Genomic DNA, 23,434 nt, shown 5'->3' on the forward strand with positions numbered 1-23,434 from the left:
CCGATCCGGAGGCTGTCTCGTTATCCTCTGAGAGCGCCTCTCAGGGCGCCCGCGCCGCTCGACGGCGCCACCGCCCCCGGATGGAACGAGAGAACGCCGCCGTGCCCAAAGACACGATGTCCGCCAAGAACCGCGCCCGCCAGGAGAAGGTCGAGGCCTACAAGCGCGAGCAGGAGCGCAAGAAGCGGAGCGGCCGCATCTGGATCATCACGCTCACGTCGCTCGCGATCCTCGCCGTCGGCGCCATCGTCGCGGTCACGGTCATCGGCAACCAGCAGATCGTCGAGGCGCGGAACATCGACGGGCTGCAGACCTTCGAGAACGAGGCCGATCACGTCACCGGCGCGGTCGAGTACGAGCAGACTCCCCCGCGGGCGGCCCGCACAACGCCGTCTGGATGAACTGCGGCGTCTACGACCAGCCCGTCCCGAACGAGAACGCGGTGCACGACCTCGAGCACGGCGCCGTCTGGGCGACCTACGACCCCGCGCTCCCCCAGGCCGACGTCGACGCGCTGATCGCCGCCCTTCCCGACACCTACACCGTCGTCTCGCCCTACGAGGGCCTCGAGTCGCCCATCGTGCTCAGCGCCTGGGACGCCCAGGTCGCCCTCGACTCCCCCGAGGACCCGCGCATCGACGCGTTCGTCGAGCGCTTCTGGCAGGCGTCCACCGCCCCCGAGCCCGGAGCCCCCTGCACGGGCGGCATCGACGCCCCCGGCAAGCAGTGACGGGCGGATCCACCGGCGCACCCCGCGGCCGGGGCCGCCTCCTCGTCGCCGCGGTGGCCGTCGTCGCCCTCCTCCTGGGCGCGGCCGGCGGCTACGTGATCGGCGCCCTCGCGCCCTTCGCGCCCGACTCGACTCCGTCCTCGACGAGTGCCGAGGCGGGCTTCGCGCGCGACATGCAGGTGCACCACCTCCAGGGCGCGGAGCTCGCCCTGATCGCTCACGAGCGCAGCACCGACTCCGAGGTCCTCACCGTCTCGAAGGACATCCTGCTGACTCAGCAGCAGCAGGCCGGCCAGCTGTTCGGCTGGCTCGTCTCCTGGGGGCTCCCGCAGGCCTCCCCCGAGCCGTCGATGACCTGGATGGGCCGCCCCACGCTCGAGGGCGCCGCCGACGAGCACTCGTCGATGGGCATGGGCACGGAGCAGGGCGTCGTGCCCTCGAGCATGCCCGGCCTCGCCACTCCCGAGCAGATCGCCGAGCTCACCGCGGCCTCGGGCCGCGACCTCGACCGCCGGTTCCTCCAGCTGATGATCGCGCACCACCGCGGGGCGATCGACATGGCCGAGGCGCTGCTCTCGCGCAGCCGCGACCGCGTCGCGACCGACTTCGCCACCTCCGTCGTGAAAGCGCAGGAGGCCGAGATCTCTCTGATGGAGCAGATGCTCGAGGACCGCCCGGCGGAGTGACCGGCGCCGGTCGGTGCGCGTCCCCGGTGCGAGGTCCCCGGTGCGAGGTCCGTCGTGGCGTCACCGACTAGGCACAACAACCGTGTTGTCGTCGTCGCTGGCGCGAACTAGCGTGAGTCGGCCCCACTTCTCGGGGACAGACGACGAACTGCACGGGGGCACCGCCATGACGACCAGCACGAACAGCACCTCATGGCCGCCGCCGCTGTCTTCCGCGCGCCGCCCCGCGGACACGAAGCGCCGTACCGTCCCCCTCTGGGCGCTGGTCTGGTCCTCGATCGGCGCTCTCACCGTCGGCTCGCTCCTCGGCACCGGCGCCGCCGGCTCCGGCAAGGCCGGCATCCAGGAGCAGCTCGACGCCGCTACGGAGCAGCTGGTCGCGTCGCAGGACACGCTCGCCGAACAGCAGGACACGCTCGCCGAGCAGCAGGAGGAACTCGCGACCGCCGTCTCCGACCTCGCCGCGGCCACGTCCTCCGCCACTGGTCTGCAGTCGAGGATCGACACGCTCACTGCGGAGGCGTCCTCCTCCGCGACCACGATCACCGAACGCGAGACGCGCATCGCCGAGCTCGAATCCGCCGCCGCATCCGCCGCCGCGCAGGCCGTCGTCGTCCCCGCCCCCGTCGCAGCGCCCGCCGCGCCCGCGGCCGCCGTCCCCGCACCCGCTGGCGCCTCGACGTACTACGAGAACTGCACCGCGGTCCGCGCAGCGGGAGCCGCTCCGATCCGCACCGGCGACGCCGGCTACAGCCGGAAGCTCGACCGCGACGGCGACGGGGTCGCCTGCGAGTGACCCGCCTCAGGGCCTGATCCCCGTCTCGGCTCGACACCGAGTGGACACGGAGCGGGCCCTGCCCCACGAGCAGCGCCCGCTCCGCGGCGACCCGGGCGGACGGGGCCCGGCCTCAGGCCGTGATCGTCGTCTCGGCCTGCTGCGCGTAGAGCGAGGCGTAGAGGCCGTCGAGAGCCAGCAGCTCGCGGTGGGTCCCCGACTCGACGATCCGTCCGGCGGCGACCACGTGGATCACGTCGGCCGAGACGACCGTCGAGAGGCGGTGGGCGATGGCGATGGTGGTGCGACCGCGGGAGGCGTCGTCGAGGGCGGCCTGCACGACCCGCTCCGAGACGGTGTCGAGGGCGCTCGTCGCCTCGTCGAGGATGAGGACGGCCGGGTCCTTCAGCAGCACGCGCGCGATCGCGAGGCGCTGCTTCTCGCCGCCCGAGAGGCGGTAGCCGCGCTCGCCGACCAGGGTGTCGTAGCCGTCGGGGAACGAGACGATCGTCTCGTGGATGTTCGCCGCGCGAGCGGCCGACTCGAGCTCCTCCTGCGTCGCCCCGGGACGGGCGTAGCGGAGGTTGTCGCCGATCGTCGCGTGGAAGAGATACGTCTCCTGGCTGACGATGCCGATGTGCGAGACGAGCGACTCCTGCCGCAGCTCCCGCACGTCGGTGCCGGCGAAGCGCACGGCGCCCCCGGTCACGTCGTAGAGGCGCGGCACGAGGTACGAGATCGTGGTCTTGCCCGCGCCGGAGGGCCCGACGAAGGCCACGAACTGCCCCGGCTCGATCGAGACGGAGACGTGGTCGAGCGTGGGGCGCGCCTCCTCGGTCTGGTCGGGGTAGCGGAACACGACGTCGTCGAGCTCGACCCGGCCGAGCTCGCCGTCGACATCGCGCGCGCCGTCGCGGTCGATGATCGCGGGGCGCAGGTCGAGGTACTCGAAGATGCGCGCGAAGAGGGCGCCGGCGGTCTGCAGATCGAGTGCCACGCGCATGAGTCCGAGCAGCGGCCACATCAGTCGGGCCTGGACGGTGGTGAAGGCGACGACCGTGCCGGCGGTGACCGTCGTGCCGCCGAGGATGAGCCAGGCGGCGGCGAGGTAGACGACCACGGGGATCACCGAGAGGAAGATCTGCACCGTCGCGAAGAACCACTGCCCGGACATCTGCTGGCGCACCTGCAGGTCGATCTGGCGGCCGTTCTCGTCGGCGTACCGCGACACCTCCGACTCCTGGCGTCCGAAGCTCTTGGCGAGCAGGATGCCCGAGACGCTCAGGGTCTCCTGCGTGATCGCCGTCATCTCGGACAGCGACTCCTGCGTCTTCGTCGCGATGCGTGCGCGCACCTGGCCGACGCGGCGCTGGGCGACGACGAGCACCGGCATCAGGATGAGCGCGACGATCGTCATCTGCCACGACAGCAGCAGCATGGCGACGACCGCGGCGATCACCGTGACCGTGTTGCCGAGCACGCTCGACACCGTGTTGGTGAGCACGCTCGCGACACCGCCGACGTCGTTGGCGAGCCGGGACTGGATCACTCCGGTGCGGGTGCGGGTGAAGAAGCCGAGCTCCATCGCCTGGAGGTGGCGGAACAGCCGGATGCGCAGCTCGCCCATCACGGAGTTGCCCACCGTGGCGGTCAGCAGGGTCTGCCAGACGCCGAGCACCGCCGAGAGCACCCACACGAGCACCATGATCCCGACGAGCTCGAGCAGCACGGGCAGGTTCGGGGTGCCGTCGGGCGGGAAGAGGCCCCGGTCGAACGCCAGCTGGGTGAGCAGCGGCGGCACGACGGTGAAAGCGGCGCCCACGAGCACGAGGACGACGGTGAGCGTCAGCTTGGCGCGGTGATCGCGGAACAGGTCGGCGATGCGCCGCAGCAGGTGGTCGATGCGGGGAGCGTCCTCGTTCTGCTTGCGCTGACGATCGGGGTCGCTGCTCGAGATCTTCCCCCGCACCGCTCCCGGACGCATGCCGCCGCTCGCCGCCACGTCGCCCATCCTGCTCATCGCTCGACCATAACCCCGGCCGCCGACACCTTCTCCCGCTTCCGCCCAGGGCGGATCCGTGCTTGCGGCACACCCGCTCCCAGCACCGGATGAGGTGGATCTCGATACGCCCGCTCCGCGGGCTACTCGATCAGCGAAGGCGGCGACCCGGACCTGCCTGCTGGTCGAGTAGCCCCGCAGGGGCGTATCGAGACCCCGGACCCACCCGAGCGGGCCGCTGAAACGCCGAACGGCCCGGGGCCCCTGCTGAACAGGAGTCCCGGGCCGTGGAGCGGCGCGCGGTGCCGCGAGGCGCAAGGCGGAGGAGGAGAGCTGTAGCGAAGCTACTGCCGACGACGACAACGCCGCGGATCGCGGTACCGCGGGCCGCTCAGCCCTTGGTGGCGCCGGCGAGGAGGCCGCGGACGAAGAACCGCTGGAGGGCGAAGAACACGATGAGCGGCACGATGATCGAGATGAACGCGCCCGCCGTGAGGAGCTCCCACGACTGGCCGTACGAGCCGGACAGGTCCTGCAGCGCCTTCGTGATCGGCAACCCCTCGCCCGAGGTGAAGACGGTCGCGACCAGCAGGTCGTTCCACACCCAGAGGAACTGGAAGATGCCGAAGGACGCGATCGCCGGCACCGAGAGCGGCAGGACGATGCGGAAGAAGATCTGGCCGTGGCCGGCTCCGTCCACGCGCGCCGCCTCGATGACCTCGCCCGGGATCTCCGAGATGAAGTTGTGCAGCATGAAGATCGCCAGCGGCAGCGCGAAGATCGTGTGCGCGATCCACACCTTCGCGTACGAGCCGTCCAACCCGTTCACCCCGAGCCCGGGGAGGATGTAGAGGTTGCCGATGCGCAGTCCGTCCGAGAACAGCTGCAGCAGGGGCACGAGCGCCATCTGGATCGGCACGATCTGGAGCGAGAACACCAGGACGAAGAGCGTGTTGCGGCCCTTGAAGTCGATCCAGGCGAACGCGTAGGCCGCGAGGCTCGCGATGGTGATGGGGATGAGCGCCGCCGGCAGCGTGATGACCAGCGAGTTCACGAACGCCTTGCCCAGCGTCAGGCTGTCGCCCGAGTTGAGCGCGTTCGCGTAGTTGTCGAGCGTGAAGCCCGGGTTGGCGAAGATCGTCCACCAGCCGGTCGTCTTGATGTCGTTCGCGGGGCGGAACGACGAGATGAACAGACCCAGGGTCGGGATCGTCCAGATGGCCGCGATGATCGCCGCCGCGAGGGTCGCTCCGCGCGAGGTGGTCGCCTTGCGGACCTTGCCGCTGGCCGTCTCGATCTTCGACTCCCCGCGGGCGAGGCGTCGTTCGGTGGTGCGGTCGACCGGGACCTGGATCGGAGTGGGCGTGACGCTCATCGGATCTCCCTCTGCTTGGCGAGCTGGCGGGCGTTGTAGACGACGATCGGCAGCACGAGCAGGAACAGGATGACCGCGAGGGCCGCGCTGTAGCCGCTGCGGGCTCCGAGCTGGAACTGGCGCACCATCTCGAAGGCCAGCACCGTGGTGTCCGAGCGGCCGCCGGTCATCGCCGAGACGATGTCGAAGACCTTGAGGGACGCGATCGAGATGGTCGTCAGGACCACGACGATCGAGGAGCGGATGCCCGGGACGGTGACGTTCCAGAACGACTGCCACGCGTTGGTGCCGTCCAGCGACGCCGCTTCGAGCTGCTCGGCCGGCACTCCCTTGATGGCCGCCGAGAGCACGGTCATCGCGAAGCCCGCCTGGGTCCAGATCAGGACGACGACGAGGAACAGGGTGTTCCAGGGCTCCAGGCCCAGCCAGTCCACGGGGGTCGCGCCGAACGCGGTGAGGATCCCGTTCAGCACGCCGATCTGGTCGCCCTGCCGGACGTCGTAGAAGAACTTGAAGATGATCGACGCGCCGACGAACGAGATCGCCATCGGCATGAAGACCAGGAGCTTGAAGAACTTCTCGCCGCGGCTCTTGTCGATGAAGACGGCGTAGGCGAGGCCGATGGCCGTCGCGGTGATCGGGGCGAGGAGCACCCAGACGACCGTGTTGAGGAAGGCGGTGATGCCGTCGGGGCTCGTGAAGACCCAGACGAAGTTGTCGAGCCCGGCGAAGCCGGATCCGTCGTTCTTCATGAAGGCGTTCAGCGCGGTCGTGATCGTCGGGTAGATCAGGCCGATCAGGATGAAGAACGCGGCCGGGGCCATGAACGCGACCAGCTGGAGTCCGTAGCCCGCGCCTTTGCGGGATCGGAAGTCGAGCAGGAACAGCGCGCCGCCCAGGACCGCGGCGACGACCGCGACCCACATGACCGAGTTGTAGAGACCGAAGGCGAGGAGCAGCACGACGGGCAGGAGCACGGTCACCGCGAGACGGAGGACCGTGTAGAGGGTGCCTCGGCGGGGCGCGATCTCCACGAAGAACAGGATGATCGCGACGACGGCCGCGAAGGCGAGGAGGATGATCGGGATCTGCGCGAGCGGGGGATGCTCGCGAGCCACTGGAAGAATGCGGACATGGACGCCCTTTCGAGTGCGACTCTGAACTCAGCTGAAGCCTAGCGAGGACGAGGGCCGCCGCCCAGTGAGCGGCGGCCCTCGTCCTCGTTGCCGCTAGGAGGTGTATCCGGCCTGGATCTCCTCGAGGACCTGATCGGTGCTCGAGCCGTCGATCCAGTCGACCATGCCCTTCCAGAAGCTGTCGGCACCCACGGACTTCGGCATGAGGTCCGAGCCGTCGAAGCGGAACGTGGTGTCCTCGCTCTGCAGGATCGCGATCGAGTCCTTCAGGATCGCGCTGCCCGCGTTCTCGGCGTCAAGTCCCTTGTTGGCCGAGATGACTCCACCGAGCGAGACGCGGCTGTTGGCCCAGTCGGCGCTGGCCAGGTACTCCTGGACCTTCGCGGTGTCCTCGTCGTTGGAGAAGGCGGCGACCATCTCGCCACCACCGGTGACGGCCTGCGGGTCGTCGGCCGAGGTCGGCGGGGTGAGGAAGGCCCAGACGTCGCCGTCCTCGGACACGTCGGCGCCGGCCGAGATCAGGAAGCCCTCGAAGAAGGAGGCCTGGTGGGTCAGCGCGCAGGTGCCGTTGGCGATGTTCTGCGCGACGTCGCCGAACGCGGTCGAGTTGATCGACGAGACGTCGCCGTAGCCCGCGTTGACGAGGGTCGGGTCGAGAAGGATCGATCCGACGGAGTCGAACGCGGCCTTGATCTCGGGGTCGGTGAACGGGGTGTCGCCCGCGACCCAGGAGTCGTACACGTCGGGGCCGGCCTCGCGGAGGACGGCGTCCTCGATCCAGTCGGTGCCGGGCCAGCCCGACGCCTCACCGGAGTTGAAGCCCGCGCACCAGGACGGTCCGCCGGACTTCTCGGCGATCGTCTTGCCGAGCGCCTCCATCTCGTCCCACGTGGTGGGGACCGAGACGCCCCACTCGGCGAACTTGGCCGGCGAGTACCAGATGTAGCCCTTGACGCTCGCCATGAGCGGCGCGCCGTACTGGGTGCCGTCGACCTGGCCGTACTTCTGCCAGTCCTCCGACCAGTTCTCCTGCACGTTGGTCAGGGCGCCCTCGGGCAGCTCCTGGACCTTGCCGGAGGCGACGGTGTCGGCGAGCAGACCCGGCTGCGGGAAGATCGCGAGGTCGGGGGTGTCGCCACCCTGGACCTTGATGCCGATCTGCTTCTCGAACTCCTTGTCGCCGGTGTACTTGATGTCGATGCCCGACTCCTCTTCCCAGGCGGCCCAGGACTCCTCGAGGAGGGTGGCCTCGTCACCGTTGATGGTGCCGTAGACGTTGACGACGCCGTCGGCGTTGCCGACGGAGTTGCCGGAGCCGCCGCCGGCGTTCGGGTCGTTGGGGTCGCTCGTGCCGGAGCAGCCGGCGAGCGCGATACCGGCAGCCGCGAGAACGGCGACCGGAAGGGTGATACGGCGGTGCAGGGATGACCGCATGGTTCCTCCTCATTGAGTGGTGGTTCAGCCGAGGGCGGGGCCCGTCAGACTCGAGAGCCGCAGGGAGGTCTTCCGTGCGGATCACCGGTTACACGTGGGCAGGGCTCCCACGGAGGGAAACCTTTCCACAAGTTCGATGAAACCACAACGTGTCCGGTAGAGCGCTCTCTGAGATAACGATTCGGCGTCGAACCGCGGATCCGTCCCCGGAACTGCGGCATGCGGTGTGCCTGCCGAATGGTCAGGACCCCACGGACGGGGTATAACTTCCTGGAACCGTTTCCAGCATCGACGCCGGGCGGGACGGGAGGTACGCCGTGACGGGCATCGAAGAGGTCGCCGAGCTCGCGGGAGTCTCGAAGGCGACGGTCTCGCGGGCGCTGAGCGGCCGCGGCTACGTCTCGGCCGGCACCAAGCAGCGCGTCGAGAAGGCCGCCGCGAGCCTGGGCTACGTCGTGTCGGCGAACGCCTCGAGCCTCGTCACCGGGCGCAGCAACAACGTCGCAGTCATCATCCCCGTGATCAACCAGTGGTTCTTCGGCGGCATCATCGACGGCATCGAGCACGCCCTCCTCGCCGCCGGCTACGACCTGCTCCTCTACAACATCGACAAGCACCGCGACGCGCGCCGCAGCGTCTTCGAGTACTACCTCGTGCGCAAGCGCGTCGACGCGATCGTGGCCGTGACCCTCGAGATCTCGCCCGGCGAGACCGAGGCGCTCCTGGCGCTCGGCAAGCCGGTCGTCGGCATCGGCGGCGAGCTCCCCGGGATCCCGACCTTCAGCATCGACGACGTGGCCGCCGCACGCCTGGCCACCGAGCACCTGCTCTCGCTCGGACACGAGCGCATCGTGCACATCGGCGGGCTGGCGGAAGAGGAGATGGACTTCCGCGTGCACACCAAGCGCCTCGCCGGGTTCCGCCAGGCGCTGGACGCGGCGGGGCTCGAGTTCGACGAGGGCTCGTTCGTCCCGACGCGCTTCGACATCCCGGGTGGGCACCGCGCCGGGCGCCAGGTGCTGGGCGACCCGCGGACCCGGCCCACCGCGATCTTCGCCGCCTCCGACGAGATCGCGATCGGCATCGTCCTGGCCGCCCGGGAGCTGGGACTGTCGGTGCCCGAGGACGTCTCGATCATCGGGATCGACGACCATCCGCTGGCCGACCTGTTCGGGTTGACCTCGATCCGCCAGGACCCGCGTCAGCAGGGCGAGCTGGCGGTCCAGCTGATCCTCGAGGCGCTGGCGGCTCTCACCCGCGGCGAATCGCCGCCCCCGGCCCGGCACACGACGATCCCGGCGTCGCTCGTGATCCGCACGAGCACCTCGGCGCCGCGAGGGGCCCGGATCGGAGCGTGAGGGCCCGGATCGGAGCGTGAGGGCCCGGATCGGAGCGTGAGGGCGCGGATCGGAGCATGAGGAGCAGAATTGGAGCATGAGCGACTCCGACTCCCCCGTCATCCAGGACGTCCCCGAGCGATCGCGGTTCGAGATATCCGTGGGAGGCGAGACGGCCGGCTTCGCCGCCTACTCCCTCCGCGGCGACCGCGTGGTCTTCACCCACACCGTCGTCGAGGACGAGTGGGAGGGGCACGGTCTCGGCAGCGCCCTCGCCCGCGCAGCCGTCTCGGCTGTGACGGAGGCCGGCGGCACCGTGGTGCCGCGCTGCCCGTTCATCGCCGCGTGGCTCCGCAAGCACCCCGAGGTGCAGGCGCGCGTGGAGTGGCCGGAGGACTGAGCCCTCGACCCCTGCTCAGGCCGGCGGCCGGGCCGCGGCGCCGATCTGCTGCAGCGCCCAGGAGTTGCCGTCGGGATCGGCGAAGTACGCGTAGAGCACGCCGCCCATGTCCTGCACCTCGCTGGCCGCGAGGCCTCGGCCCACCAGCTCCTCCCGCGCCTCGGCCAGATCGTCGACGACGAGGTGGAGGTTGCGGACCACCCCGTCGGAGGGATCGAGCCCCATGCCGGTGCCGACGACGACGGAGCACGACGAACCCGGCGGAGTCAGCTGCACGATGCGCATCCCCTCGGCCGGGCGGACGTCGTGGTCGATCGCGAAGCCGACGACACCGCTGTAGAAGGCCACGGCACGATCGACGTCGGCGACGGGCAGGGGGACGAGTTCGAGACGCAGGCGCACGGCCCCAGTGTGGCGCGAGGCGGGGTCTCAGAACAGAGCCACCGGTGCGCTCCCCCGCGGCACGAGTCCGGTGAGGGTCACGGCGGCCCCCAGGAGCGGAGGAGGCGCCCCCTCGGCGAGCAGCTCCCGCACCGTGGCGCCCCACTCCTCCTCGTCGGCCGAGGCGTCGGCGCGGGCCCGTCGCAGCACGATCGAGGGCCCACCGGAGGCGGGGCGGAGGGAGAGGGAGAGTCCTGTCGCGACGAGACCCGCACGCCGGGCACGCCGGCAGACGCGCGCGAGACACGACCGGATCAGCTCCGACGGCGCGTGGTCGGCGCGGTCGTACCCGGTGGTGGTGCCCTCCGAGCTCAGCGTGCGGCGCTCCTCGACCGGGCGGACGACGGCGTCGTCGGATCCCGCTCGGTATCCGCGGAGGCGCCGAGCCATCGCGGGCCCGCAGACGCTCGTGAGCTCGCCGTCCGAGACGTCGTCGAGATCGCCGAGGCGCTCGACCCCGATCACCCGGAGCCGCTCCCGGCTCACGGGTCCGACGCCCCAGGCGTCCACCAGCGGCAGCCGTTCGCGGAGGTCCGCCTCCTCGGAGGTGCCGATCAGTACCAGCCCGTCCGGCTTCGCGGCCCGGGACGCGAGCTTCGCGATCAGCTTCGTCGATCCGATGCCGACGCTCACGGGCAGGCCGAGCTCGACCGCGGCCCTCCGGCGCAGCTCGCGCGCCGCCGCGAGGGCGCTCGACTCGTCCCGAGCCCCGACGTCGAGGAACGCCTCCTCCATCGATCCGGGCTCGACGGCGCGGGCGGAGGAGGCGAAGAGGTCGAACAGCGCGTCGCTCGCCTCCTCGATCGCGTCGTGCGGCAGGTCGACCAGGGCGAGCGACGGGCAGAGCGCCCGCGCCTCCTGCACCGGCATGCCGCCGCGCACCCCGAGCGCACGGGCGGGGTAGTTGGCACTGGCGACGAAGACGTGCGCGACGGCGGCCATCGGGACCTTCCGCAGATCCGGGCGCCGCCGCATCACGACGGAGGCGAAGAACGCATCGGCGTCGGCGTGGAGCAGGAAGCGGGTCACGCAGGGACCGTAGCGGGCACGACCCACACCGTCGTTCAGTCGCGGGGGCCGACCACCAGGCGCTCGTGCATGATCTCGACCGCGCGCTCGAGGACGCGGCGGTCCTCGGGGGCGAGGTCGGCGAAGATCGGCGTGAGGGCGTCGCCCAGCTCCGAGCGCCAGGTCGCCAGGGCGTCGGCTCCGACGTCGGTGAGCTGGATCTGCCAGGCGCGGGCGTCGGCGGGATCGGCGATGCGGGCGAGCCAGCCGCTCTCGACGAGGTTCTTCACGATCTTGGTCATCGTGGGCTGCGAGACGCGGCTCTGCGAGGCGAGCTCGCCCAGTCGCATCGGGCCCATCGAGAGCAGCACCGAGAGCGTGCGCCAGACGGCCTGCGACTCCTGGTTGTCCGTGGCCTGCGCGGCGAGGCGGGTGATGCGGTGGGTCACCGACACGAAGTCGCTCAGCAGCTCGCTGAGCGAGACCTCGCTGGGCGGCACGTCGCGGGCGGGCAGGCCTGCGAGCGGATCAGGAGCGGACACGCCCCGATTCTAGAGCCCGCGCGGATCCCGGCCCGCGGAGACACGGTGCGGGAACCGCGCGGGAACGGCGAAGGGCGCCGCCTCCGAGGAGACGGCGCCCTGCGCTCATGCGCTGCCGGCCCGGCGTCGAGGACGCGGGTCGGGAGTGCGGTGCCCCGAGGGGCGGGTACTACTTGACGGTGACGGTCGCGCCGGCGGCCTCGAGCTGAGCCTTGGCCTTCTCGGCGGTCTCCTTGTTGACGGCCTCGAGGACGGCCTTGGGGGCGCCATCGACAACGGCCTTCGCCTCGCCGAGGCCGAGGCTGGTGAGCGCGCGGACCTCCTTGATGACCTGGATCTTCTTCTCGCCGGCGGCCTCGAGCACGACGTCGAACTCGGTCTGCTCCTCGACCTCTTCGGCGGGAGCGGCCGGGCCGGCGACTCCGGCAGCCGCGACGGGCGCGGCGGCGGTGACCTCGAAGACCTCTTCGAACTTCTTGACGAACTCAGAGAGCTCGATGAGCGTGAGCTCCTTGAAGGCCTCGATGAGCTCGTCCTGCGTGAGCTTTGCCATGATTTTTCTCCTAGTTTTTCTTGTCTACGAACCGCGTGCGCTGTCTCCCGGAGGAAGACGTCAGCTCGCGGACTCCTGCTTCTCGCGCAGCGCCTCGACCGTGCGAACGGCCTTGGACAGCGGGGCGTTGAACAGATATGCGGCGCCGAACAGCGAGGCCTTGAAGGCGCCGGCGAGCTTGCCGAGCAGCACTTCACGGGACTCGAGGTCGGCGAGCTTGCCCACCTCTTCTGCGGTCAGGGGGTTACCGTCGAAGTAACCGCCCTTCACCACGAGCAGAGGGTTTGCCTTGGCGAAGGCACGCAGCGACTTCGCGACGGCGACGGGGTCGCCGTGCACGAACGCGATGGCCGAGGGGCCAGCGAGCTCGTCGTCGAAGGACGAGATACCGGCGTTGTTCGCCGCGATCTTGGTCAGCGTGTTCTTCACCACGGCGTAGGTTGCGTGCTCACTGATGTCCTTGCGCAGCGTCTTCAGCTGCGCAACAGTGAGACCGCGGTACTCGGTCAGCAGAACGGCCGTCGAGCTCTGGAACTTCTCCGTGAGTTCGGCAACCGAGGCTTCCTTGTTCGCCATGGCTACTCCTGTGAATTCTCGTGCCGGTAGCCCGAAGGCAGGCAAAGAAAAAAGCTCCGGCGCAAGCGCTCGGAGCTTCGGAAGACGCGATCTCTCGCGGTTCATGATCTCGTTCACACCTGCGCGGGCCATTCGCTTCGCGAATCCTTCGTCCGAGTGGCGATCTCGCGGGGCCGGGGCCCTGCTCGTGCGCGCACCGGAAACCGGCGGTCTTTGGCTTCGGGAAGCGTACGACATGCCGAGCCTCCGATGCAAGTCGGGTCCTCGGGCGGACCGGGCACGATGGAGGCATGACCGGAGAGAGCCCCACCCCCGCCCGCGACGTCGACGCGGCCATCGCCTCGGTCGAGGGCGAACTCAGCACCCTGTTCACGCGGGTGCGGGCGATGATGGGCTCCTACGCCGAGCGCGTGCATCCGGAGCTGACGGCGGCCGGGTACAAGACGCTGTCGGCGCTGGAGCGGCGCGGGCCCGTCTCCTCCGGTGCTCTGGCGGAGCTGCTCGAGACCGACAAGTCGACGCTCAGCAGGCAGATCACGGCGCTGGACCGGCTCGGCCTGCTCTCCCGCTCCCCCGACCCGGCCGACGGACGGTCGACGATCCTGTCCGTCACGCCGGAGACCGCCGAGCGGCTACGCGAGAGCCGCTCGTCCGATCAGGCGCAGCTGCACGAGGAGCTGCGCGGCTGGGGCGTCGGCGAGGTCGAGCAGCTCGGGCGCCTCCTACACCGGATCAACGCGCTGGAACTGTGACCGGGTAGCACCGACCCGCCTCGCGGGCAATCGGCGCGGCGACGACGACCCACTCGGTAGCGTCGCCCGCGATGGAACCGCTCACCTCCTCCCTCCCCCTGCACGCGCCCCTGCCGACCGACGTGGCCGGCGCGCTCGCCTTCGCCCGCGCGCTGGGCCCCGACGCTCCGCTCCCCGGCTCCGGCCGCACCGCGGAGCTGCTCGCACTGCTGGCTCGGCTCGCCCGTCACGACCTCGGGGTCGCCCGCACCGTCGAACCGCACCTGGACGCCCTGGCGATCCTCGCCCAGGCGGGCCTCGCGCCGGCCGACGTCGGCGTCTCCCCGGACGCGGTCTGGGGCGTCTTCGCGGCGGAGGGCGGCGAGGATCCGCTGGTCGCCCGCGCCGACGGCGACGGCTGGCGACTGGACGGGGTGAAGCCGTGGTGCTCGCTGGCCGACCGCCTGGACGCCGCTCTGGTCACGGCGCACGTGGGCGACTCCTCCGGCGAGCGCCGGCTCTTCGCGGTGGCCCTGCGCGACGGCTCGGCCCGCGTGCAGGAGGGGGCGTGGCACGCGAGGGTCTCGCCGAGATCCCGAGCGGGCCGGTCCGCTTCACCGCCGCGACGGCGGCTCCCGTCGGCGCGGCGGGCTGGTACCTCTCGCGTCCCGGGTTCGCCTGGGGCGGCATCGCGGTCGCGGCCTGCTGGTACGGCGGGGCGCGCGGGATCGGCGCGGTCGTCGCCTCGGCCGCCGCACGCCGCGAGGATCCGCACCTGCTGGCCCACCTGGGCGCGATCGACACCGCCCTCGAGGCGGCGCGTCGGGCTCTGGCCGAGGCGGCCCGGCTCGTGGACGCCGGCGCGGCGACCGGCGCGGCCGGCTCGCTCCTGGCGAAGCGGACCCGGGCGAGCACGGCATCGGCGTGCGAGGAGGTGCTCGCCCGCGCGGGCCGCGCCCTGGGGCCGGCTCCGCTGGCGCTGGACGAGGAGCACGCCAAGCGCGCCGCCGACCTCGCGCTCTACGTCCGCCAGCACCACGCCGAGCGCGACGACGCGGCGCTCGGGCGAGCGGTCCTCTCCTCGGGGTCCTCGGACGCGTGGTGAGCTTCGACGGGCACCTCGAGGGCACGCCCCTCGAGGTGTGGCGCAGCGACGGCCGGCGCGACGCCCTCCCGGTCGCCGTGGTGCTCGACGGTGTGCGGCGCGTACTCGTCGTCGCCGCTCACGCCGACGACGAGACGCTGGGCTGCGGCGGCACGATCGTGCTCGCACGTCGCCGCGGAGTGCCGGTGGACGTCGTGATCGTGACGGACGGAGCGGCCTCCCACGGCGAGCCCTCCCCCGCGATCGCCGCGGAGCGCCGGCGGGAGGCACGGGCGGCGCTGGACCGGCTCGGCGACGGCATCGGGCTGGGCTTCCTCGAGGTGCCCGACTCCGCGACTCCCGAGCACCGCGACCGCATCGCCGACGACGTGCGGCGCCGCGCCTCCGGTGCGCCGGGGACCGTGCTGGTGCTCTCGACGTGGGCCGGCGACGGGCACCGCGACCACCGGGTCGTCGGCGAGGTGTGCGCCGAGGTGGGCGCCCTGCTCGGGCAGCCCGTGCTCGCCGCGCCGATCTGGCTCTGGCACTGGGCGCGGCCGGACGACGCGGCGGTGCCGTGGGCGTCGCTGGTGCGCGTCGAGGTCGACGAGGACGGCCGCTCGAGCAGGCGCTCGGCGCTCGGCGAGTACGCGAGCCAGACGCGGCAGGAGCCGGACGGCGGCCCGGCGGTGCTGCATCCGCTCTTCGTCCGCCACTTCCTGGGCGACGACCACCTGATCCGAGTCGCCGGATAGCGCACCTCGGTCGCGCGGACAAGTGGCCGCCCGGCGTCCGCATCCTGCTTAGGGTCAGGAGCGATGGACGGCCGGACGACCTACTTCGATGACCTGTACGAGCGGCACGAGGACCCCTGGGGGTACACCAGCCGCTGGTACGAGGAGCGCAAGCGTGCGCTCACGCTGGCGAGCCTGCCCGAGCGGCGCTACGAGACGGTGCTCGAGATCGGCTCGTCGATCGGCGTGCTGGCCGAGGCCCTCGCCGAGCGCGCCGACCGGCTGCTCGCGATCGACGTCTCGGCCGCCGCGGTCGAGCGGGCCGCGCGACGACTCGCTCCGCTGCCGCACGTGCGCGTCGAGCGGCACGACATCACCGCTCGCGTGCCGCAGGGGCCGTTCGACCTGATCGTGCTCTCGGAGGTCGGCTACTACCTCGGCGCTGCGGCGCTCGACGAGGTCCTGCGGGGCGTGCGCGACGCCCTCTCCCCGTCGGGCGAGCTGGTGACGGTGCACTGGCGGCACCCCGTCGCCGGACTCGAGCTCGACGGCGACGCCGTGCAGGCCGCCGTGGGGCGCCTGGGCCTGCACCGTCTCGTGCGGCACGAGGAGGAGGACGTGCTGCTCGAGGTGCACGCCCGCGATCCGCGCTCGGTCGCGCGCCGCACGGGCCTGCTGTGAGGCGCGTGGAGCACGTGCTCGTCGTCGTCCCCGCGCACGACGAGCAGGAGCGGATCGGCGGACTCGTCGCCTCGGTGCAGGCGAGCGCCACGCGCCTCGTCCGCTCGCACCCGGGAGTGTCCGTGCGGCTGCTCGTCGCCGCCGACGGCTGCACCGACGCGACGGCGGAGCGGGCCCGGGCCGCCGGGGCCGACGTGCTCGAGCTGGAGCGGTGCGGCGTGGGGGCCGCGCGGGCGGCCGGCATCGCGCACGCCCTCTCCTCCACTCCGGAACCGCTCGACCGGGTCTGGATCGCGAACACCGACGCCGACACGGTGGTCCCGGTGGACTGGCTGAGCGCCCACGTGGAGCACGCGCACCGGCACGACGCCCTCGTCGGGACGGTCCGGCCCGACCCGGCGGACCTCGCTCCCGAGATGTACGAACGGTGGCGCGAGACGCGCGAGCGGGAGCAGTCGATCGGGAGCATCCACGGGGCGAACCTCGGCGTCCGCGCCCGGTGCTACCTCCTGGCCGGCGGCTTCGGAGCCGAGGCCCTGCACGAGGACGTGCGACTCGTCGAGCGCCTGCACGCGATCGGAGCGCGGGTCGGAGCGACGGACCGGGGCGAGGTGATCACCTCGGGCCGACGGGACAACCGGGTGGACGGCGGGTACGGGGCGTACCTGCACGAGCGCTTCGCCGACTCCGTCGCCTGACGCCCTCCGTCGACTGCGGGTCTCCGCCGCCTCCCGCCCGTCAACGACTCCGCCGCTCAGCCGCGTCCGCGATTCGCGGGAGGCACCCGGATGCGGCACTGCGCGCACGCGAACCAGGCCGGAGGGGTCGCTGTCAATGGTCGGGCGCTGAATTGCCACGCACTGCGCAGGAGAGTCAAATGGTGGTCGAGCACGCCCCTGTGCTCTCCGATGGAAGGGTCACCGCATGAATCCCCGCCTCGTCCTGTTGACGCTCGTCGCTCTGGCAGCGTACGTCTTCGGCGCCCGCGCCGGACGTGCCCGCTACGAGGAGCTGCGTCATCTCGCACTCGGTGTGTGGAACGACCCTGCCACGAAGAAGACGCGCAAGAAGCTCAAGAAGACCTCCAAGCGCGAGGCCAAGCACTTCGCCTCCATCGCGGACAAGGCCCGCGCGAAGGTGCAGCGCTCACTCCGCTGACCGGAAGAGAACTTCACAGGACGCCATCACGACAGGCGTCGACGCTCGCATCGGAACGGCCGGTCGAGCACGACCACGAAGGAGAAACATCATGGGCATCATCGGATTCCTCATCCTCGGACTCATCGCCGGAGCCATCGCGAAGGCGATCCTCCCGGGCCGTCAGGGCGGCGGATGGATCATCACGCTCGTCCTCGGTGTCGTCGGCGCCCTCCTCGGAGGCTTCATCGGCAGCGCGATCTTCGGTCGCGGCCTCGAGAACTTCTTCGACCTCGGCACCTGGGCGCTCGCCATCGTCGGCGCCCTGATCGTGCTGCTCGTCTACGGTGCGATCACCGGTCGCAAGTCCCGCGCGTAAGTCGGCGCACCGCGCTCCTGGAGCGCGACGACGAGGGCCCTCGGCATCCGTGCCGGGGGCCTTCGCCGTTCCCGGGCCGCGACCCGGCCCGCCCGTACACTGGAAGCCCTCTACCGACGGGAGACCCTGCCGTGGTCCGCGCCTCCCTCGTCACGACCGTGGCGGACGCCCTGCTCGACGACATCGTCGCGGGGGTCCTCGAGGTCGGCTCCGAGCTGCCGAGCGAGGCCGAGCTCGCCGAGCAGCACGACGTGAGCCGCGTGACGATGCGCGAGGCGCTCAAACGGCTGCAGGGCCTGGGCGTGCTGGACGTCCGGCGCGGCAAGCGCGGCTCGGTCGCACCCTCGCCCTCTGGACCGATCTGGCCTCGATCCTGCGCGTGACGGCCCGCGGCGCCGATCCCGGTGTGACCGAGCTGCAGCTGATCGAGGTGCGCGAGATGATCGAGAGCGGAGCCGCCGCACTCGCCGCCGTCCGCCGCTCCGATGCCGACCTCGAGGAGCTCGAGCGGTTGCTGAGCCTCCAGCGCGCGGCGCACGACGCCGACGACGTCGCCGCGTTCGTCGAGGCCGACATCGCCTTCCACGACGTGATCCTGCGCGCGACCGGCAACGTCTTCGTCGGGACGGTCTTCGCCCCGCTCTCGAGGGTGATGCGCGAGAAGCGGGCCCAGACGTCGGCGATCGAGCGGATCCAGCGCCGGGCGATCGCGAAGCACGCCGCGGTCCTCGAGGCGGTGCGGGCCGGCGAGCCCGAGGGCGCGCGCCGGGCGATGGCGGACCACATGAAGCAGACGGCGGACGACTTCCGCGAGCACGTCCTGCCGACCCTGCGCTGAACCGGGGTCCGGGCTTGACGCCGCTCCTTTCACTTGTATGATATCTGCTATCAGCTACAAAGGAGTGATGATGGAAGAGTCGAGCGCCCTCGCGGGCCACCCCGAGCACGTCCCGGTCGATGCGGCCGAGGTCGCCGCGGCCGTCCAGCGGAGCGGCAGGGTGCTGATCGTCCTGGACGACGACCCCACAGGGACGCAGTCGGTCGCCGATCTGCCCGTCCTCACCTCGTGGGAGACGGCGGACTTCGACTGGGCGCTGGCGCAGGGCGCCCCCGCCGTCTACGTCCTCACGAACACGCGGAGCCTGGACCCCGACTCGGCCGCCCGGCGCAACCGCGAGATCGTCGCCCACGCGACGAGCGCGGCCGACGCCGCCGGCACTCCGATCGCCTTCGTCAGCCGCGGCGACTCGACCCTGCGCGGGCACTACCCGCTCGAGACCGACGTCATCGAGCAGACGGTGCGGGAGTCGACCGGCCACGGCTTCGACGCCGTGCTGCTGGTCCCCGCCTTCCCCGATGCCGGCCGCGTGACGATCGGCGGCGTCCACTTCATGCGCACGCCGGACGGGCTCACTCCCATCGCCGAGACCGAGTTCGCCCGCGACGCGACGTTCGGCTACTCCTCCTCCGACCTCGCCGACTACGTCGCCGAGAAGACGCAGGGCCGCTGGAGCGCCGGGCAGGTCGTCCGGCTCGACCTCTCCGTGCTGCGCGGCGGAGTGGACGGGATCGTCCGGGCGCTCCTGCCGCTGACCGCGTCCGTGCCGGTCGTCGTCGACGCCGTGCACGAGGACGACATGCGCCTGCTGGCCCTCGGGCTCGCGGCGGCGGAGGAGCAGGGCAAGCGGTTCCTCTTCCGCGTCGGCCCCCCGTTCGTCCGCGCCCGCATCGGCCAGGAGGTGCACCCGCCGCTCACCGCGGAGGACGTCTACGGAGCGGCCGGGAGCGACGCCGTCGGCGGGCTGATCGTGGTCGGCTCGCACGTGGGGCTCACCTCGCGCCAGCTCGCGGTGCTCACCGCGCAGGGCGCGCTGGAGCAGACCCTCGAGATCGACGTCGAGGCCGTCCTGGCCGAGGACGCCGCGCACCTCGACGGGATCGTCGACGCCGCGGTCGACGCTCTGGGCCGCGGCGACGTCGCGGTGCACACCAGCCGCCTCCTCCGCCGCACGGACGACAAGGACGAGAGCCTCGACATCTCGCGGCGGGTCTCGGCCGCGGTCGTCGACGTCGTGCAGCGCGTCCTCGCCCGCACGCGCCCCCGATTCGTCATCGCCAAGGGGGGCATCACGTCCAGCGACGTGGCCACCCACGGGCTCGGCATCCGTCACGCGATCGTGCGCGGCCCGATGCTGCCCGGGATCGTCTCGCTCTGGGAGCCGGTCGACGGCCCCGCCCGCGGCATCCCCTACATCGTGTTCGCGGGGAACGTCGGCGACGACGAGTCGCTCGCCGCCGTCGTCGGCACGCTGACCCGTCCCACCCCCGCAGTCGCGTGACCCGCGAGCACCCCCTCCCCCACTCCCCAGGAAGAAGGACCACCGTGACCACCCCCTCCTACCGCGTCGCCGTCCTCGGCCTCGGCGCCATGGGCCTGCCCATGGCCACCCGCCTCGCCACCGAGCTCACCGTGCACGGCTTCGACATCGCCGAGCCCCGCCTCGCGCTGGCCGCCGACGCCGGCATCACTCCTTTCGACTCCGCGCGCGGCGCGGTGGCCGGCGTGGACGCCGTGCTGCTGGCCGTGCGCAACGGCGCCCAGCTGCGCGACGTGCTCTTCGGTGAGAACGGCGTGGCCTCGACGCTCGAGCCCGGCGCCGTCGTGATCATGACGAGCACCGTCGGCATCGACGACGTCGTCTCGGTCGCCGCGGAGCTCGACGCGCTGGGCGTCCACCTCGTCGACGCCCCGCTCAGCGGCGGACCCGTCCGCGCCGGAGCGGGCGACCTGCTGATCGTCGTCGGAGCGGCTCCCGAGGCCCGCGCGAAGGCGCAGCCCGTGCTCGAGCTGCTCGCGTCGACGCTGAGCATCATCGGCGACCGCGCCGGCGACGGCCAGGCGTTCAAGACCGTCAACCAGCTGCTCTGCGGCGTGCACATCGCCGCGGGTGCGGAGGCGCTGGCCCTGGCCGAGGCGCTCGGGCTCGACGTCGCCGCGACCCTCGAGACGCTCTCGGCCGGAGCGGCCGGCTCTTTCATGCTCGGCAACCGCGGCCCGCGGATGCTGCAGGCCTACGACGAGGAGGGCGCCGAGGTGCTCAGCCGCCTCGACATCTTCGTGAAGGACATGGGCATCGTGACGACGGCCGCGCGCACGTCCGGGCTCGCCACTCCGATCGCCGCCGCCGCCGAGCAGCTCTACCTGCTGGGCGCCGCGCAGGGACTCGCCGCAGCCGACGACTCCGCCGTGATCAGGGTCATCGCACCGCAGCACCTGGCCCCGAAGGACGCCCGATGAGCCTCGCCACCGCGCTCCGCAGTGCCGCGGACGCACCGATCGCCCCGGCGGTCACCCTCGACACCCCGGTCCTGCTGGGGATCGCGGCGGCGGGCATCGCCCTGCTGCTCGTGCTCATCATCCGCTTCAAGATCCACGCCTTCGTGGCCCTGCTGCTGGTCAGCGTGCTCGTCGCCGTCTCGGCGCGGATCCCGCTCGAGGACATCTTCGTGCTGGTCGCCAACGGCGTGGGCAGCACCATGGGGAAGGTCGCGCTCATCATCGCGCTCGGCGCGATCCTCGGCCGCCTCATCGAGGTGTCCGGCGGCGTGCAGAGCCTCGCCGACCACTTCACCCGCGTGCTCGGGCCCAAGCGGGTGGCCGTGGCGCTGACGATCGTGGCGTTCCTCGTCGCGATCCCCGTCTTCTTCGAGGTCGGCGTGATCGTGCTCGTGCCCATCATCTACGCGTTCAGCAAGGTCGCGGGCCTGAGCCCGGTGAAGTTCGGCCTGCCGATGGTGGGCCTCATGCTCGCCGTCCACGTCGCCGTGCCGCCCCACCCGGGCATCGTCGCCGGAGCGGGCGTCTTCGGCGCCGACGTCGGCCTCATCGCGCTGATCGCGCTGCCCATCTGCGCGGTGCTCGGAGTCCTCTCCTACGCCGTGTCGGCGATCATGAACCGCCGCGACTACGAGCTCGCGCCGGCCGTCGCCGCGCAGCTCGCCGAGGTCGGCGGAGTCACCTCCGCGATCCGCACCGTCGGCCGCGACGGCACCGAGCTCGCCCCGCCGCGGGCGGGGCTGATCATCCTGCTCGTGGCGATCCCCATCGTGCAGATCCTCGTCGGCACCGTCGGCGCCCTGATCCTGCCCGAGGGCACCTTCGCGCACGGCCTCAGCGTCTTCGTCGGCACTCCGGTGCTCGCGCTGCTCGTCGCCGTCGGCATCGCGTTCTTCGCCCTGCCGGTGAAGCGCGGGTGGTCGCTCACGCAGACCAACGAGATCTTCGAGAGCGCCCTGCCTCCGATCGCCTCGATCCTGCTCGTCGTCGCCGGCGGCGGGGTGTTCGGAGCGGTGCTGCAGGCCAGCGGCATCGGCGGAGCTCTCGCGAGCACGCTCGACACTCTCGGCGTGCCCCTGATCGTGCTCGGCTTCGTGGTCTCGCTCGTGCTGCGCGCGGCGCAGGGCTCGGCGACCGTCGCCATCGTCACGACGGGCGGGCTCCTGGCCACCGGGGTCGCCGACGGCGGCTACACCGCGCTGCAGATCGCGATCATCACCGTCGCGGTGGGCTTCGGCTCGCTCGGCCTCTCGCACGTCACCGACGCCGGCTTCTGGGTCGTGACCCGCTACCTCGGGCTCAGCGTCGCCGACGGGCTGCGCACCTGGACCGTGCTCACCACGATCCTCGGCGTCGTCGGCTTCGCACTCACGTACGTCGTCTGGCTCGTCGCCGGAGGCCTCGCGTGAGGGTCCGGATGGACGACCTGATCCGCGAGCGGCAGGCCGCGGGTGGGGCGGTCGGCGCGCTCACCTGCTACGACTTCTCGACGGCCCTCGCGGTCGTGGACGCGGCGGAGGAGCTGGGCCGCGGGGTGATCCTCCTGGTCACCCCGAAGACGGCGGCCGACCGGCACGGACCGCGGTTCCTCGCGGCGATGCGCTCTCTCGCGGACGGCGCCTCGGTGCCCGTCTCGGTGCAGCTCGACCACGCGACCGACCTCGCCCTGATCCTCCGCTCTGTCGAGGCGGGAGCGGACGCGGTGCTCGCCGACGGCAGCGCCCTGGGGTTCGAGGAGAACGCGGCGTTCACGGCCGAGGCGGTGCGCCGCTCCGGAGTCGTCGTCGAGGCCGAGCTGGGCGCCCTCGCCGGCGACGAGGACCGCGCGCTCGCCTCGCTGCCCTCCGCCCGCACGGACGCGGCCCTGGTCGCGCCGTTCCTGGCGGCGTCGGGCGCCCACGTGCTGGCGACCTCGGTGGGCAACGTGCACGGCACGTACGCCGCGGAGCCCGAGCTCGACTGGCCGCTCATCGACGCGATCCGCGCAGCGAGCGGGGTACCGCTGAGCCTGCACGGAGCCTCCGGGATCCCCGAGGCCGACCTGCGCCGCGCGATCGGCGCGGGACTCGGCAAGATCAACATCAACACCGAGCTGCGGGCCGCGGTGCTCGACGCCGCCGCCGCGCAGCTGCCCACGTCGCGCGCGGCGGGCGACGACGTGCTGACGCTCGAGCGCGTGTGGCGCGGCGGAGCGACGGCGTTCGCTCGCGAGGCGATGCTGCGGTTGGACAGCGCGGCCTGACGCCCGACCTGGGGGTCGTTCGCGGCGGTGAACCGGCACCCGCTCTCACTAGAGTCGCAGGGCCGGGGAGGGGCGATGCGTCTCGCCGTGCCCGCGGCGCGACTGCTCCGCGGACGA

General features: G+C 71.8%; 28 protein-coding genes. 19 read left to right on the forward strand and 9 right to left on the reverse strand.

Going from position 1 to position 23,434, the window contains the following annotated elements; all coding sequences use genetic code 11:
* Positions 1-101 precede the first annotated feature (101 nt).
* The 4 genes from AC0CID_RS08110 (at position 102) to AC0CID_RS08125 (ending at position 2,212) form a co-directional block, all read left to right on the forward strand.
* Positions 102-401, forward strand: a complete 300-nt coding sequence (locus tag AC0CID_RS08110) for a hypothetical protein (protein ID WP_465226390.1) — start codon at positions 102-104, stop codon at positions 399-401.
* Positions 398-730, forward strand: a complete 333-nt coding sequence (locus AC0CID_RS08115; RefSeq protein WP_465226391.1) for a DUF3105 domain-containing protein — start codon at positions 398-400, stop codon at positions 728-730. Before AC0CID_RS08110 ends, AC0CID_RS08115 begins: the two co-directional genes overlap by 4 nt.
* Positions 727-1,416, forward strand: a complete 690-nt coding sequence (locus AC0CID_RS08120) for a DUF305 domain-containing protein (RefSeq protein WP_465226392.1) — start codon at positions 727-729, stop codon at positions 1,414-1,416. Before AC0CID_RS08115 ends, AC0CID_RS08120 begins: the two co-directional genes overlap by 4 nt.
* A gap of 166 nt (positions 1,417-1,582) precedes the next feature.
* Positions 1,583-2,212 (forward strand): excalibur calcium-binding domain-containing protein, encoded by a 630-nt coding sequence (locus AC0CID_RS08125; RefSeq protein WP_465226393.1) that lies wholly within the window; start codon positions 1,583-1,585, stop codon positions 2,210-2,212.
* A 112-nt stretch (positions 2,213-2,324) separates the two neighbouring features.
* Here the strand turns inward: AC0CID_RS08125 and AC0CID_RS08130 are convergent, their stop codons facing one another.
* The 4 genes from AC0CID_RS08130 to AC0CID_RS08145 form a co-directional block, all read right to left on the reverse strand.
* Positions 2,325-4,202 carry an ABC transporter ATP-binding protein gene (locus AC0CID_RS08130; RefSeq protein WP_465228067.1) on the reverse strand — a complete coding sequence of 626 codons (1,878 nt, stop codon included), beginning with the start codon at positions 4,200-4,202 and terminating at the stop codon, positions 2,325-2,327.
* A 379-nt stretch (positions 4,203-4,581) separates the two neighbouring features.
* On the reverse strand, positions 4,582-5,565 hold the full coding sequence (locus AC0CID_RS08135; protein ID WP_207407239.1) for a carbohydrate ABC transporter permease: 984 nt from the start codon (positions 5,563-5,565) through the stop codon (positions 4,582-4,584).
* A complete protein-coding gene (locus AC0CID_RS08140; protein WP_465226394.1) occupies positions 5,562-6,683 on the reverse strand; it encodes a carbohydrate ABC transporter permease in 1,122 nt (373 codons plus the stop codon). Before AC0CID_RS08140 ends, AC0CID_RS08135 begins: the two co-directional genes overlap by 4 nt.
* A 111-nt stretch (positions 6,684-6,794) precedes the next feature.
* Positions 6,795-8,135 carry an ABC transporter substrate-binding protein gene (locus AC0CID_RS08145; RefSeq protein WP_465226395.1) on the reverse strand — a complete coding sequence of 447 codons (1,341 nt, stop codon included), beginning with the start codon at positions 8,133-8,135 and terminating at the stop codon, positions 6,795-6,797.
* A 317-nt stretch (positions 8,136-8,452) separates the two neighbouring features.
* On the opposite strand from AC0CID_RS08145, the gene AC0CID_RS08150 reads away from it, so the two are divergent.
* Both AC0CID_RS08150 and AC0CID_RS08155 read left to right on the forward strand, forming a co-directional pair.
* Entirely contained in the window at positions 8,453-9,493 is a 1,041-nt protein-coding gene (locus AC0CID_RS08150) for a LacI family DNA-binding transcriptional regulator (RefSeq protein WP_465226396.1), read from the forward strand.
* Between the two features lie 76 nt (positions 9,494-9,569).
* Positions 9,570-9,872 carry a GNAT family N-acetyltransferase gene (locus tag AC0CID_RS08155; RefSeq protein ID WP_465226397.1) on the forward strand — a complete coding sequence of 101 codons (303 nt, stop codon included), beginning with the start codon at positions 9,570-9,572 and terminating at the stop codon, positions 9,870-9,872.
* A gap of 15 nt (positions 9,873-9,887) precedes the next feature.
* Here AC0CID_RS08155 and AC0CID_RS08160 read toward each other — a convergent pair whose 3' ends face one another.
* The 5 genes from AC0CID_RS08160 to rplJ all read right to left on the reverse strand — a co-directional run bounded on the left by AC0CID_RS08160 (position 9,888) and on the right by rplJ (position 12,992).
* Positions 9,888-10,274, reverse strand: a complete 387-nt coding sequence (locus tag AC0CID_RS08160) for a VOC family protein (RefSeq protein WP_465226398.1) — start codon at positions 10,272-10,274, stop codon at positions 9,888-9,890.
* A 27-nt stretch (positions 10,275-10,301) separates the two neighbouring features.
* Positions 10,302-11,342 (reverse strand): Y-family DNA polymerase, encoded by a 1,041-nt coding sequence (locus tag AC0CID_RS08165; RefSeq protein ID WP_465226399.1) that lies wholly within the window; start codon positions 11,340-11,342, stop codon positions 10,302-10,304.
* Positions 11,343-11,377: 35 nt separating this feature from the next.
* Entirely contained in the window at positions 11,378-11,863 is a 486-nt protein-coding gene (locus AC0CID_RS08170) for a MarR family winged helix-turn-helix transcriptional regulator (protein WP_465226400.1), read from the reverse strand.
* A gap of 169 nt (positions 11,864-12,032) precedes the next feature.
* Positions 12,033-12,416: a 50S ribosomal protein L7/L12 gene (rplL, locus tag AC0CID_RS08175; RefSeq protein WP_055791021.1), complete on the reverse strand. Its 384-nt coding sequence runs from the start codon at positions 12,414-12,416 to the stop codon at positions 12,033-12,035.
* Between the two features lie 60 nt (positions 12,417-12,476).
* A complete protein-coding gene (rplJ, locus tag AC0CID_RS08180) occupies positions 12,477-12,992 on the reverse strand; it encodes a 50S ribosomal protein L10 (RefSeq protein ID WP_055791018.1) in 516 nt (171 codons plus the stop codon).
* Between the two features lie 290 nt (positions 12,993-13,282).
* On the opposite strand from rplJ, the gene AC0CID_RS08185 reads away from it, so the two are divergent.
* The 13 genes from AC0CID_RS08185 to AC0CID_RS08245 all read left to right on the forward strand — a co-directional run bounded on the left by AC0CID_RS08185 (position 13,283) and on the right by AC0CID_RS08245 (position 23,317).
* Positions 13,283-13,744 carry a MarR family winged helix-turn-helix transcriptional regulator gene (locus AC0CID_RS08185; RefSeq protein WP_465226401.1) on the forward strand — a complete coding sequence of 154 codons (462 nt, stop codon included), beginning with the start codon at positions 13,283-13,285 and terminating at the stop codon, positions 13,742-13,744.
* A gap of 547 nt (positions 13,745-14,291) precedes the next feature.
* The gene (locus AC0CID_RS08190) at positions 14,292-14,828 is read left to right on the forward strand and encodes a hypothetical protein (RefSeq protein ID WP_465226402.1); all 537 of its coding nucleotides are present in this window, start codon (positions 14,292-14,294) and stop codon (positions 14,826-14,828) included.
* A complete protein-coding gene (locus AC0CID_RS08195; RefSeq protein ID WP_465226403.1) occupies positions 14,822-15,562 on the forward strand; it encodes a PIG-L deacetylase family protein in 741 nt (246 codons plus the stop codon). Before AC0CID_RS08190 ends, AC0CID_RS08195 begins: the two co-directional genes overlap by 7 nt.
* A gap of 63 nt (positions 15,563-15,625) precedes the next feature.
* Entirely contained in the window at positions 15,626-16,222 is a 597-nt protein-coding gene (locus tag AC0CID_RS08200; protein ID WP_207407220.1) for an SAM-dependent methyltransferase, read from the forward strand.
* A 5-nt stretch (positions 16,223-16,227) separates the two neighbouring features.
* Positions 16,228-16,920, forward strand: coding sequence for a glycosyltransferase family 2 protein (locus AC0CID_RS08205; RefSeq protein ID WP_465226404.1), 693 nt, complete (start codon positions 16,228-16,230; stop codon positions 16,918-16,920).
* 226 nt (positions 16,921-17,146) lie between these two features.
* On the forward strand, positions 17,147-17,380 hold the full coding sequence (locus AC0CID_RS08210; RefSeq protein WP_055791000.1) for a hypothetical protein: 234 nt from the start codon (positions 17,147-17,149) through the stop codon (positions 17,378-17,380).
* A 91-nt stretch (positions 17,381-17,471) separates the two neighbouring features.
* Positions 17,472-17,738, forward strand: coding sequence for a GlsB/YeaQ/YmgE family stress response membrane protein (locus tag AC0CID_RS08215; protein WP_207408070.1), 267 nt, complete (start codon positions 17,472-17,474; stop codon positions 17,736-17,738).
* 131 nt (positions 17,739-17,869) lie between these two features.
* A complete protein-coding gene (locus AC0CID_RS08220; protein WP_465226405.1) occupies positions 17,870-18,121 on the forward strand; it encodes a FadR/GntR family transcriptional regulator in 252 nt (83 codons plus the stop codon).
* Positions 18,118-18,576 carry a FadR/GntR family transcriptional regulator gene (locus AC0CID_RS08225; protein WP_465226406.1) on the forward strand — a complete coding sequence of 153 codons (459 nt, stop codon included), beginning with the start codon at positions 18,118-18,120 and terminating at the stop codon, positions 18,574-18,576. Before AC0CID_RS08220 ends, AC0CID_RS08225 begins: the two co-directional genes overlap by 4 nt.
* A gap of 67 nt (positions 18,577-18,643) precedes the next feature.
* Positions 18,644-20,077, forward strand: coding sequence for a four-carbon acid sugar kinase family protein (locus AC0CID_RS08230; RefSeq protein ID WP_465226407.1), 1,434 nt, complete (start codon positions 18,644-18,646; stop codon positions 20,075-20,077).
* A 44-nt stretch (positions 20,078-20,121) separates the two neighbouring features.
* A complete protein-coding gene (locus AC0CID_RS08235; RefSeq protein ID WP_465226408.1) occupies positions 20,122-21,036 on the forward strand; it encodes an NAD(P)-dependent oxidoreductase in 915 nt (304 codons plus the stop codon).
* Positions 21,033-22,484, forward strand: a complete 1,452-nt coding sequence (locus AC0CID_RS08240) for a GntP family transporter (protein ID WP_465226409.1) — start codon at positions 21,033-21,035, stop codon at positions 22,482-22,484. Before AC0CID_RS08235 ends, AC0CID_RS08240 begins: the two co-directional genes overlap by 4 nt.
* An 8-nt stretch (positions 22,485-22,492) precedes the next feature.
* Positions 22,493-23,317: a class II fructose-bisphosphate aldolase gene (locus tag AC0CID_RS08245; RefSeq protein WP_465226410.1), complete on the forward strand. Its 825-nt coding sequence runs from the start codon at positions 22,493-22,495 to the stop codon at positions 23,315-23,317.
* Positions 23,318-23,434: the final 117 nt, after the last annotated feature.

Source organism: Rathayibacter sp. AC451 (assembly GCF_979253095.1).